The 11,647-nt window shown below is 64.5% G+C and carries 12 protein-coding genes and 1 pseudogene; 8 read left to right on the plus strand and 5 right to left on the minus strand.

Going from position 1 to position 11,647, the window contains the following annotated elements; all coding sequences use genetic code 11:
• Positions 1 to 21: 21 nt before the first annotated feature.
• The gene (gene aroC, locus FS767_RS12895) at positions 22 to 1,113 is read right to left on the minus strand and encodes a chorismate synthase (RefSeq protein ID WP_144966019.1); all 1,092 of its coding nucleotides are present in this window, start codon (positions 1,111 to 1,113) and stop codon (positions 22 to 24) included.
• A gap of 182 nt (positions 1,114 to 1,295) precedes the next feature.
• On the opposite strand from aroC, the gene FS767_RS12900 reads away from it, so the two are divergent.
• On the plus strand, positions 1,296 to 2,255 hold the full coding sequence (locus FS767_RS12900; RefSeq protein ID WP_144966021.1) for an alpha/beta hydrolase: 960 nt from the start codon (positions 1,296 to 1,298) through the stop codon (positions 2,253 to 2,255).
• 63 nt (positions 2,256 to 2,318) lie between these two features.
• On the plus strand, positions 2,319 to 3,101 hold the full coding sequence (locus FS767_RS12905; RefSeq protein WP_144966023.1) for a hypothetical protein: 783 nt from the start codon (positions 2,319 to 2,321) through the stop codon (positions 3,099 to 3,101).
• Between the two features lie 90 nt (positions 3,102 to 3,191).
• On the opposite strand, the gene prmB is transcribed toward FS767_RS12905, so the two are convergent.
• The gene (gene prmB, locus FS767_RS12910; protein ID WP_144966025.1) at positions 3,192 to 4,100 is read right to left on the minus strand and encodes a 50S ribosomal protein L3 N(5)-glutamine methyltransferase; all 909 of its coding nucleotides are present in this window, start codon (positions 4,098 to 4,100) and stop codon (positions 3,192 to 3,194) included.
• Between the two features lie 181 nt (positions 4,101 to 4,281).
• Between prmB and FS767_RS12915 the strand changes: the two genes are divergently transcribed.
• From FS767_RS12915 to FS767_RS12935, 5 genes are all read left to right on the plus strand, one after another.
• Positions 4,282 to 4,872, plus strand: coding sequence for a cysteine hydrolase family protein (locus FS767_RS12915; RefSeq protein WP_058639718.1), 591 nt, complete (start codon positions 4,282 to 4,284; stop codon positions 4,870 to 4,872).
• Positions 4,873 to 4,953: 81 nt separating this feature from the next.
• A complete protein-coding gene (locus FS767_RS12920; protein ID WP_100851085.1) occupies positions 4,954 to 5,274 on the plus strand; it encodes a hypothetical protein in 321 nt (106 codons plus the stop codon).
• A 243-nt stretch (positions 5,275 to 5,517) separates the two neighbouring features.
• Entirely contained in the window at positions 5,518 to 6,078 is a 561-nt protein-coding gene (locus FS767_RS12925) for a Smr/MutS family protein (protein WP_144966027.1), read from the plus strand.
• A 69-nt stretch (positions 6,079 to 6,147) separates the two neighbouring features.
• Positions 6,148 to 6,693, plus strand: a complete 546-nt coding sequence (gene folE, locus FS767_RS12930) for a GTP cyclohydrolase I FolE (protein WP_023535356.1) — start codon at positions 6,148 to 6,150, stop codon at positions 6,691 to 6,693.
• 61 nt (positions 6,694 to 6,754) lie between these two features.
• Positions 6,755 to 7,126 (plus strand): glutaredoxin, encoded by a 372-nt coding sequence (locus tag FS767_RS12935; RefSeq protein ID WP_144966029.1) that lies wholly within the window; start codon positions 6,755 to 6,757, stop codon positions 7,124 to 7,126.
• A 202-nt stretch (positions 7,127 to 7,328) separates the two neighbouring features.
• Here FS767_RS12935 and FS767_RS12940 read toward each other — a convergent pair whose 3' ends face one another.
• Positions 7,329 to 7,931: a glutathione S-transferase family protein gene (locus tag FS767_RS12940; RefSeq protein ID WP_144966031.1), complete on the minus strand. Its 603-nt coding sequence runs from the start codon at positions 7,929 to 7,931 to the stop codon at positions 7,329 to 7,331.
• A 146-nt stretch (positions 7,932 to 8,077) separates the two neighbouring features.
• Between FS767_RS12940 and FS767_RS12945 the strand changes: the two genes are divergently transcribed.
• The gene (locus tag FS767_RS12945; protein ID WP_144966033.1) at positions 8,078 to 9,268 is read left to right on the plus strand and encodes a benzoate/H(+) symporter BenE family transporter; all 1,191 of its coding nucleotides are present in this window, start codon (positions 8,078 to 8,080) and stop codon (positions 9,266 to 9,268) included.
• Positions 9,269 to 9,322: 54 nt separating this feature from the next.
• On the opposite strand, the gene FS767_RS23510 is transcribed toward FS767_RS12945, so the two are convergent.
• A complete protein-coding gene (locus tag FS767_RS23510) occupies positions 9,323 to 10,195 on the minus strand; it encodes a methyl-accepting chemotaxis protein (RefSeq protein WP_371921590.1) in 873 nt (290 codons plus the stop codon).
• Positions 10,184 to 11,263: pseudogene (locus FS767_RS23515) on the minus strand (HAMP domain-containing protein); the annotation flags it as partial. The gene FS767_RS23510 and the pseudogene FS767_RS23515, both read right to left, overlap by 12 nt.
• Between the last annotated feature and the right edge of the window lie 384 nt (positions 11,264 to 11,647).

Consider the following 11,647-nt stretch of genomic DNA (forward strand, 5'->3'; position numbering starts at 1 on the left):
GAGAAAACAGGCCTAGATGAATCAGAGCTGGCCCAGCACCGGCGTGTTCACCTTCACCTCGGCGTTCTGGGCACGGTGGCGCAACAGGTGATCCATCAGCGCGATGGCCATCATCGCCTCGGCGATCGGGGTGGCGCGAATGCCTACGCAGGGGTCATGCCGGCCTTTGGTAATGACGTCCACCGGGTTGCCGTCCACGTCCACCGAGCGGCCCGGCACGGTGATGCTCGAGGTAGGCTTCAATGCCAGGTGGGCAACGATCGGCTGGCCCGAGGAGATACCACCCAGAATGCCGCCTGCGTTGTTGCTGAGAAAACCCTGCGGGGTCATCTCGTCGCGGTGCTCGGTGCCGCGCTGCGCGACGCTGGCAAAGCCTGCACCGATTTCCACGCCTTTCACGGCATTGATGCTCATCAGCGCATGGGCCAGCTCGGCGTCCAGGCGATCGAAAATCGGCTCGCCCAGGCCCGGCATGACGCCTTCGGCCACCACGGTGATCTTGGCGCCGACCGAATCCTGATCCCGGCGCAGCTGATCCATGTACGCCTCAAGCTCCGGCACCTTGCTCGGGTCGGGGCTGAAGAAAGCGTTCTGCTCAACCGACTCCCAGGTCTTGAAAGGGATCTGGATCGGGCCCAGCTGGCTCATGTAGCCGCGCACGGTGATGCCCTGGGTGGCCAGGTACTTCTTGGCGATGGCGCCGGCAGCCACGCGCATGGCGGTTTCGCGGGCCGAACTACGCCCGCCGCCACGGTAGTCGCGGGTGCCGTATTTGTGGTGATAGGTGTAGTCGGCGTGGGCCGGGCGGAACAGGTCCTTGATGGCCGAGTAGTCCTTGGACTTCTGGTCGGTGTTGCGGATCAGCAGGCCAATGGAGCAACCGGTGGTGCGCCCTTCGAACACGCCAGAGAGGATTTCCACCTCATCGGGTTCCTGGCGCTGGGTGGTGTGGCGGCTGGTGCCGGGCTTGCGCCGGTCCAGGTCGTGCTGCAGGTCGGCAAGGGAGATCTCAAGGCCTGGCGGGCACCCATCGACAATGGCGACCAACGCCGGGCCATGGCTTTCGCCAGCGGTGGTGACAGTGAACAGCTTGCCGTAGGTATTGCCGGACATGGACGCTCCGCGAGATCTGCCTGAAGTGAACGAAAGCGGCAGTATACAGATGGATTGCCCGCGTGTGCGGGCCGGTTGGCGAGCGCGTCGTTCCGGGCGATGCGGGGCCTTGGGCCTGGCCCTAGAACCTTCCACGGCCACTGTAGGTCAAAGTGCTATCTCCCCCTGTGTAGTTGCGCACGATGCCGCGTTTCATTGCCCTGCTTTGCCTGCTGTTGACCAGCCTTTGCCATGCCGCCACCCCCACCGTCCTGCACCGCCCCATCGACCTGGACACCGGTCAGGGCGTATTGCACGGCAGCCTGTTGTTACCCCAGCAGGACACCCCGCCGCCGGTGGTGCTGATCATCGCAGGCTCCGGGCCCACTGACCGCGACGGCAACAACCCGGCTGGCGGGCGCGTGGACAACTTGAAGCGCCTGGCTTTGCTGCTGGCCAATGCGAATATCGCCAGCGTGCGCTACGACAAGCGCGGCGTGGCCGCCAGCCAACCGGCTACGCCCGATGAACGCGACCTGAGCGTGGAGCGTTATGTCGCCGACGTGGTGGCCTGGGGCCACAAGCTCAAGGCCGACCCCCGCTTCGGCTCGTTGATCCTGATCGGCCACAGCGAAGGTGCGCTGATCGCCAGCCTGGCCGCCGAGCAGGCCGGGGCCAGTGCGGTGATCAGCCTGGCCGGCAGCGGCAGGCCCTTGGCCGAAGTGGTGCGCGAGCAGCTTGCCGAGCGCCTGCCGCCTGCGCAGCTGGCCCGTGGCAGTGCCCTGCTTGACCGCCTGGAAGCCGGCCAGACGAGCCTGGACGTACCCGCACCGCTGCGCCAGGTGTTTCGCCCCAGCGTGCAGCCCTACCTGATCACCTTGTTCCGGCAGGACCCGGCAGCCGCGTTTGCACGGCTGCCCATGCCAGCGCTGATCGTGCAGGGACGCAACGACGTGCAGGTGGACGTGGCCGATGCGCAGAAGCTCAAGGACGCCAAACCCGATGCCCACCTGGTGCTGATCGAAGGCATGAACCACATGCTGCGCATCAGCCCCAAGGACATGAGCGAACAGCGCGAGAGCTACCAGAACCCGCAGTTGCCATTGGCACGGGAGCTGGGCGAGCAGATCGTCGCGTTCATTCGCCAGTTGCCATCGGCCTGATCGACGGGCTCAGGTCTGCGCAGCGGCGGCCGATACAGCGTGCATAGCCAAGGACATGCCCTGATGACCACACCACCTGCTGCCACAGAGCCGGCTGAAGAGCCCCAACACACCCCCGCCCTGCCCTGGGCGGACCTGGCCGTCGAGCATCACCAGTTGCTGCGCCTGGCGCCGCTGCCTGGCGACCGCGTAACCGGCGCCCGCCCCCTGCGTTTCGTACAGTTCGGCTATGCCGAGCGCCACGACCCGGCCCACAGCCTGCTGCGCATGCAGATTGCGTTGCCCGGCCAGAAGGTGCACAAGGGCCATAACCAGGTGGACATACGCGTAGATCACCAGACGCGGTGCGTGCGCCTTGGGGATGAGCATGGCCTGCAACTGGAGCCGGTCAATCGCGGCCTGGGCCGCTTCCTGCTGGCCCAGGCCGCCCAGTGGCTGCAGCGCAAATGGCCGAATTATCGGGTAGAGGCCTTTGCGCTGCCGAGCAAGAATGCGCTGGAGGAGGACTCGCGCCTGCGCCGAGACCAGTGCCTGCGCGGGGCAGGCCTTGAGGTGCAATACGAAGACGGGCAAGTGCTCAAGGGCCGAACGGCCGAGACCCGGGTAGACCAGCTGGAGGTAGGCTGGAACAGCGAGCGCGTGCAGCGCCTGGGCCTTCTGGATGCCGCACAGCTGTTGCAGCAGGCAGACCAGCAGTTGCAGGAAGGCGAGGCCCGCTTGCGCGAGCGTGATGAGCGTGTGGCCAAGTACCAGCGCGAAGACAGCGGCTTGCGGTTCACCATCACCTGCCTGGTGGCCTTTGCACTGTTTCAAGCCGGGCTGCTGATCTGGATCGCCACGCGTTGAAACCCTGGGCCTGGCGTTTCATGGGCCTCGGGCGTTTTGAAAACGGGTTGGGCGAAACGGGCGCCTGACACCCGTTGCACCCACGCGCCCTCAGACGCGGTCTTTGAACAACGCCTGATGCTGACGGCACTGCTCGGCGGTGAGCATGAATACCCCATGCCCGCCGCGCTCGAATTCAAGCCAGGCGAAATCGACTTCCGGGTACAGCGCCTCGACATGAACCTGGCTGTTGCCCACCTCCACGATCAGCAAGCCCTTTTCGGTCAGGTGGTCGGCCGCATCGGCCAGCATGCGCCGTACCAGGTCCAGACCATCGGCACCGCAAGCAAGGCCTAGCTCCGGTTCGTGGTGGTATTCGGCCGGCATGTCGTCGAAGTCTTCGGCGTCCACGTAGGGCGGGTTGGACAGGATCAGGTCGAAGCGCTGGCCCGGCAACCCTTCGAAACCGTCGCCCTGCACGGTGTACACCCGGCCATCGAGGCCATGGCGCTCGATGTTCTGGTTGGCCACTTCGAGCGCTTCGAACGACAGGTCGGCCAGCACCACCTCGGCCTGCGGGAAGACGTCGGCGGCGACGATCCCGATGCAGCCGGAGCCGGTGCACAGGTCCAGAATGCGGCCTGGCTCAGCGCCCAGCCACGGCTCAAGGCGCTTTTCCAGCAGCTCGCCAATGGGAGAGCGCGGCACCAGCACGCGCTCATCGACGATGAACGACATGCCACAGAACCAGGCCTCGCCCAGCAGGTAGGCGGTGGGCACCCGTTCTTCGATGCGGCGCTTGAGCAAGTGCTGCAGCTGTACGCGCTCGGCATCCTCGAGCATGCAGTCCAGGTAGCTGTCGGCCACCTCAAACGGCAGGTGGACCGCCCCCAGCACCAGCAACCGGGCTTCATCCCAGGCGTTGTCGGCACCATGGCCGAAGAACAGGTCGTGCTCATGAAAGCGGCTGACCGCCCAACGGATGTAGTCGCGCAGCGTGCGCAGACGGGATGTGATCACGGGAAACTCCTAATTCAGACTGGCCGAAAGTCTAACAGCCCAGGCCCCGGATTTGTTCCCTGCAATCGCCCGTACGGTAGCCACAAGCCAGCAACCACGCCGCTTGCGTTGTCAACCATTCCCATTGTCGCCAAGGCAGGGGAGAATAGGCGCACAAAAGCCCTATACCAAGGAGCCCTTGATGTCCGTTCCAACCACGATGTTCCGCCTCACTGGCCGCGATTACCCGCCGGCCAAGCTGAGCCAAGCCAGCCTGATCATCATTGATGCGCAGAAGGAGTACCTGACCGGGCCCCTGGCGCTGTCGGGCATGGATGAGGCCGTGGCCAACATCGCCAGGTTGCTCGACGCCGCGCGCAAGAGCGGCCGCCCGATCATCCATGTTCGCCATCTGGGCACCGTTGGCGGGCGCTTCGACCCCCAGGGCCCTGCAGGTCAGTTCATTCCGGGGCTCGAACCGCTGGAAGGTGAGACCGTCATCGAAAAACGCATGCCCAATGCCTTCAAGAACACCAAGCTGCACGAGACGTTGCAGGCACTCGGCCATCTCGACCTGATCGTCTGCGGCTTCATGAGCCACTCCAGCGTCAGCACCACCGTGCGCCGTGCCAAGGACTATGGTTACCGGTGCACCCTGGTGGAAGATGCGTCGGCCACCCGTGACCTGGCTTTTAACGACCAAGTGATTCCAGCGGCGCAGATCCACCGGTGTGAAATGGCCGTGATGGCCGACAACTTCGCGTGCGTGGCGCCGACGGCCAGCCTGATCTGACCCGATCAGGTGGGTGGCGGCAGGCAGGAACCGGAGGTGTGATTGTGGGTCGAAGGGCCCATACCTCTACAGGAGAGCAGGATGAAGCTCAAAGGCAGTATCGACGCCAAGCGCCTGCGCCCGCGCGAACCGCGCAGCTGGGGCGCACGCCTGGGTGCTGCGCTTTCCGCGCTGCTGGCCACCCTCGGTGTGTTGCTGGCCATGGCCGGCGTGGCCGGGCTGTTGGGCAACTACCCTGCCCTGGCTGAACTCAACGCCAACAAGCCGCTTGCCGCCACCTTGACGGTGGTGGGGCTGTTGATGCTGTGGCTCGGCGTACGCTTCTGGCGCCTGAGCCGCATCCGCCTGCGCCGGGCTCGGGAGCTGAACATGTCGCCTCACTTGATGAAAAAGCATGAGTGAGGTCCCTGCAAACGCTGCCCCCCGGTAGGAGCGGCCTTGCCGGGACGCCGGACCGGCCGCGATGGGGCGCGCAGCGGCCCCAGGATTTCAGCTTGGCAACCTATATCGCCGGGGCCGCTGCGCGCCCCATCGCGGCACAAGGGCCGCTCCTACAGTAGTCCACCGTCCCCCTTCCCCACCTAACCACCATGGCTGCACACCGCCGCGCACTCGCGTAAACTACGCCGCCCACGTGGAGGCATCATGCAAGACGACGATTTTTCCCTGTTCAAGGCCGAAGTGCGCGGCGTCAAGCCGATCACGCACGACCGTGCCGAGGTCGGCAAGCCCAAGGCCGATCGCCAGAAGCTGGCCGGCCTGCGCCAGGCGGCGACCGTGTCCAGCGACAAGGCATTGGTCATCGATGGTATGTCCGACCAGTTCGTCATCGACGTGGGCGCCGAAGACGAATTGATGTGGCGCCGGGACGGCGTTCAGGAAACCCAGCTGCGCAAGCTCAAGCTTGGGCAGATACCGTTCGAAGGCAGCCTGGACCTGCACGGCATGACCGTTGAAAAGGCGCGCGAGACACTTTGGGATTTCATCGCCGAAGCGACCCGCCTGGAAGTACGCTGTGTGCGGGTCACCCACGGCAAGGCGGCACGCTTGGATGGCAAGCGCCCCATGATCAAGAGCCACGTCAACACCTGGCTACGCCAGCACCCGCAAGTGCTCGGCTTTGCCTCCTGCAGTGCCCGCCACGGGGGCACTGGCGCCGTGTATGTGATGCTCAAGCGAACCATGCTCGAAGGCCGCGACGAGTAACGCCGCGCTTGCAGCGCCGCCCTTGCCGCCGTAACCTTCGTTTTTGCGATTTTTCCCACAGGTAGATCCATGTCCCTGGAACAGAACTACACCGAGATCCTCAGCCAGATTGGCGAGGACGTCTCCCGTGAGGGCCTGCTCGACACGCCCAAGCGGGCTGCAAAGGCGATGAAGTATCTTTGCCGCGGTTATGAGCAAACACTGGAAGAAGTGACCAACAACGCGTTGTTCAGTTCCGACAACAGCGAAATGGTGCTGGTCCGGGACATCGAGCTGTATTCGATGTGCGAGCATCACATGCTGCCCTTCATCGGCAAGGCCCACGTGGCCTACCTGCCCAAGGGCAAGGTGCTGGGCCTGTCGAAAGTGGCGCGTATCGTCGACATGTACGCTCGTCGCCTGCAGATCCAGGAAAACCTCAGCCGCCAGATCGCCGATGCCGTACAGCAGGTCACCGGTGCCGCCGGCGTTGCCGTGGTCATCGAGGCCAAGCACATGTGCATGATGATGCGCGGTGTGGAGAAACAGAATTCGAGCATGATCACGTCGGTGATGCTGGGTGAGTTCCGCGCCAACGCGGCCACCCGCAGCGAGTTCCTCAGCCTGATCAAGTAACCGGCTGCGTCACCCAGGCCGACCCCTGCCGGTCGGCCTTTTTCATTTCAGGAGTTTGTAGATGATCGTCAAAGCCCTGCGGGTTGGCCTCGGCCAGCTTATCGTATTCGGCGACTGGGTCAGCCGCCCGGCCAAGCGCAAGCGCGACCCGGCGGCCCAGGCCGGCGTGGACGAGGCGGCCAAGGGCCTGGCGCTCTACCAGTTCCATGCCTGCCCATTCTGCGTCAAGACCCGCCGCACCTTGCACCGCCTGAACGTGCCGGTGGCGTTGCGCGACGCCAAGAACGACCCTGTGCACCGCCAGGCCCTGGAGCAAGGCGGTGGCCGGATCAAAGTGCCATGCCTGCGCATCGAGGAAGCGGGCAAGGTGACCTGGATGTATGAGTCCAAGGCCATCATTGCTTACCTGGATGAGCGGTTTGGTAACCATTGAGCCACAGTGGCGGGTGCTGCCTTGGCACCCGCAAGCCAGCGAGGTCCGGAGCGGCCTTGCCGGGGCGCCGGACCGGCCGCGATGGGCTGCGTAGCGCGCCCCCTTGATTTCAGCTCCGCAGCATGTATCGACGGGGCCGCTTTGCGGCCCATCGCGGCCGGTCCGGCGCCCCGGCAAGGACGCTCCTACACGACCTCGTGGTTCACCCTACCATCGGCACATGCCGCGGATGGCTGCTCACCCGCTCCAGCCATGCGCGCACGGCCGGGTAGTCCGTCAGGTCGAAACCGCCTTGCTGCGCCACATGGGTGTAGGCATACAACGCCACATCGGCAATGGAATACTGGTCCCCCACCAGATACGGGGTCACCAGCAACTGCCGCTCCATCACACGCAGCGCCTTGTAGCCGCCCTTGTGCAACTTGCGGTACTCCTCGACGCGATCATCCGGTAGCCCCAGGTAGAACTGAATGAAGCGTGCCACGGCGATATACGGCTCATGGCTGTATTGTTCGAAGAACTGCCACTGCAGCACCTGGGTGCGCAGGCGCGGCTCGGCTGGCAGGAACTCGCTGCCGTCGGCCAGGTAGTTGAGGATGGCATTGGATTCCCACAGGTAACTGCCGTCCTCAAGCTGCAACACCGGCACCTTGCCGTTGGGGTTCATGGCCAGGAACTCGGGCGTCTCGGTCTCGCCCTTGAGGATGTCCACCGGGTGCCACTCATAAGGCCGCCCCAACAGGCTGAGCATCAGCTTGACCTTGTAGCAGTTACCCGATTGATAATCGCCGTAAACCTTGTACATCACCCCTACCCCTGCAATGCCGTCATACCAGAGCGCCTGATAGTTAACGACTGTACGGTTAAAAGCAATGATCGCTGTATCGCTGCTGTCACCTCGCCTGGCGTTAGTCTGAAAACCACGGCGTATACCCTTACAAGGATTTTTTCATGACCGATGCCACCTCCGCTCGCCTTCGCCCCCTGGCAGATACCTCGCCCTCGGCGGTGGTCGCAGGCTTCATCGCCATGCTCACCGGCTACACCTCTTCGCTGGTGCTGATGTTTCAGGCCGGGCAAGCGGCTGGCCTGACCACTGCGCAGATATCCTCGTGGATCTGGGCGCTGTCGATCGGCATGGCGGTCTGCAGTATCGGCCTGTCCCTGCGCTACCGCACGCCCGTGACGGTGGCCTGGTCCACGCCCGGCGCGGCGCTGCTGATCACGAGCCTTGGCGGGGTTAGCTACGGGGAGGCCATTGGCGCCTACATCACCTGCGCAGCGTTGGTGCTGGTCTGTGGGCTGACCGGCAGCTTCGAGCGCCTGGTCAAGCGTATTCCTGCCTCGCTGGCATCGGCGCTGCTGGCCGGCATCCTGTTCAAGATCGGCAGCGAGATCTTCGTCGCCGCCCAGCACCGTACCTTGCTGGTGCTGGGCATGTTCTTCAGCTATCTGCTGGTCAAGCGCCTGTCGCCGCGCTACTGCGTACTGGCCGCGCTGCTGGTGGGCACGGCATTGTCCGGCGCCCTGGGGCTGCTGGACTTCAGTGGCTTCGCACTGGAAATGGCAACGCCAGTGTGGACCACGCCGCACTTTTCGCTGGCAGCCACCATCAGCATCGGCATTCCGCTGTTTGTGGTGGCAATGACCTCGCAGAACATGCCGGGCATTGCCGTGCTGCGGGCTGACGGCTACCAGGTGCCGGCCTCTCCATTGATTTCAGCCACCGGCCTGGCTTCGTTGCTGCTGGCCCCGTTTGGCTCGCACGGGGTGAACCTGGCTGCCATCAGCGCGGCCATCTGCACCGGGCCGCATGCCCATGAAGACCCGCGCAAGCGCTACACCGCGGCCGTATGGTGCGGCGTGTTCTACGGGGTTGCCGGCGTGTTCGGGGCGACGCTGGCGGCGTTGTTCGCGGCCTTGCCCAAGGAACTGGTGCTGTCGATCGCGGCGCTGGCGCTGTTTGGCTCGATCATGAATGGCCTGACGGTAGCCATGAGTGAAGCACGCGAGCGTGAAGCGGCCGTCATCACCTTCATGGTCACGGCCTCGGGGCTTACACTATTCTCCATCGGTTCGGCTTTCTGGGGCATCGTGGCCGGTGTATTGGCTCTGCTGATCCTCAACCCACGCAAGGCGTAACGCCCCCGCCAATGGCAGGCTCCGCGCTGGCGGCGCCCTGCCAGGCTGGCCCGATCACAGCCTGAAATGGCCGACCATGCCCTTGAGATCGGTGCCCAACTGCGCCAGCTCTACGCTGGACCGGGCACTGTCCTGCATGGCCAGTGCGGCCTGGTCGGCACTGCCACGAATCTGGGTGACGCTGCGGCTGATCTCTTCGGCGACCGAGCTTTGCTGTTCGGCTGCGGCAGCGATTTGCTGGTTCATCTGCTGAATCAACGACACTGCTGCGGCAATACTGCCCAGTGCGCTTTCGGTGTGCAGGGCATCGGCCACTGCCAGGCGCACCAGCTCGGTGCTGCCGCGAATCTGCGCGACGGACTGCTGCGCATTGCCGCGCAGGCTGGCCACCAGGGTTTCGATCTGCTCGGTGGACTGGCGCGTGCGCCTGGCCAGTGCACGCACCTCATCGGCCACTACCGCGAAGCCGCGCCCCTGCTCGCCGGCACGGGCCGCTTCGATGGCCGCATTGAGGGCCAGCAGGTTGGTTTGCTCGGCCACGCTTTTGATGACTTCGAGCACATCGCCAATGGTATGGATCTCAGAGCTGAGGCTTTCAATGCTCGCGCTGGCGGTTTCGGCAGCGACGGCCAACTGCTCGATGCGCTGCATGCTCTGGCGCACCACATGCTGGCCTGAGTCGACCTTCTCGTCGGCAGCCTGCGCCGCTTGCGCGGCCTCCTCGGCGTTGCGCGCCACATCGTGCACAGTGGCCGTCATCTGTTGCATCGCCGTAGCCACTTGCTCGGTCTCTTCCTTCTGGCTGCCGACTTCGCGGTTGGTCTGCTCGGTCACGGCCGACAGCGCCTGGGCGTTGCCGGCCAATTGCTCGATGCCTTGTTGCAAACCGCTGACGATGCCTGACAGGCCTGCGGCCATCTGCTGCATGGCCTGCGTCAGTTGTCCTACTTCATCGCGGCGCGGGGCGACGGGTTCGAAGGCCAGTTCGCCGTCGGCAATACGCTGTGCACGGGCAATCACATGCTTGAGCGGGCCAACCACGGCGCGGGTGATCAGCCAGGCAGCCAGCACGCCCACCAGCAAGGCCAGCGCGGTGGCGATGGCGATGGCCACCGTGTTGCGCTGCAGGTCACCTTGCAGCACGCGCTCTTCACCGAGGTAGGCCTGATCGACGCGGCTGGTGACGTGCTCGGCCGAGGCCTGCAACTGTGCCTTGAGCCCTTGTTCGCTGGCCAGTTGGTCGGTGTATTCATTGAGTTTTTCGGAGAAGCTGCCAATGTGCCCCGCCACCTCGTTGAGTACGCTCTGGTAGCCACTGTCGGTGACCGCCGCCTGCAACTGGCCCACCAGGCTGGCAGCCTCGACCGTTTGCGCGATGCGCGCCTGGCTGACATCGTCTTCGCCCTTGCGGCTTTTCTCAAGGCGTACCCGGGCTTCATCCATGGCCTGGAGCATCAACCGCGAGACCTGCGCCACCTGCGCGGCCTGTTCCAGAAACTCACCGCCCTGCTGGCCTTGCGATTGCTTGAGGGTATACACCCCGTCATCCGCCAGGCCGGACTGCAGCACGTCGAGGTTGTTGGCAACGCTTGAGACCGACCAGCTGGCGGTGTCGAGCGCCAGTTCCTTGGCCTGCACCGCGCCGACGAATGCTTCGAATGCCTGGCCATAGGCGGCCAGCTCAGGTTCGGCTGCCGCCAGGGCCGGCAGTGCACGGGCGCGCTCGAGCAACCCTTGCAACCCGGCGCGCAAGGCTTCGGCTTGTTTGATGTCGGAGCGCAGTGCGAATGCCTGTTCGTGCTGGCGCAAGCGCAACAGGTCGGTGTTGAACTGCGCCAGCTCGCGCAGGCTGTCAAAGCGCTGCCCGACACTGTGCAACGCCGCGATGCCGATGGCAGCCACCGCCAGGGTCAGCAGCAACACCAGGGTGAAACCCAGCGCGAGTTTGCGGGCCATGCCCAGGTTGGCCAACACACCGTGCTTGCTCGCGCCCATGCCGATTCCCCTTGTGGGTGTCAGGTTATCCCGATAGCCAAGGGTGGCAACGTTGCCAACCCCTGAACAAGGGCCTGACGTCAGAATAGTGTCAAATAGCTATGAGGGTGTCGGTAATGGGTTTGTAGGAGTCGTCTTACGTGTGAAAGGGGGGGATGGGTGGCGGGATGTTGTCTGGCAACGACGGTGGTGGGCGAAGGGGGATGGCGGTGGCAGGCTGGGGGTGCCCGGGGGGGATTCGCGAGTCGGGGTAGAGAATTTGGGGCCGCTGCGCGGCCCATCGCGGCACGAGGCCGCTCCCACACGGGGGTGAGCTGCGCCCCAAATGTTGGACACCCGTCCACTTTTGGGGTTTTTATGCGCAAGTATTCAAAGCAGTTTAAG

This window comes from Pseudomonas sp. DE0010 (genome assembly GCF_007680745.1).
GTDB classification, from domain to species: domain Bacteria; phylum Pseudomonadota; class Gammaproteobacteria; order Pseudomonadales; family Pseudomonadaceae; genus Aquipseudomonas; species Aquipseudomonas parafulva_B.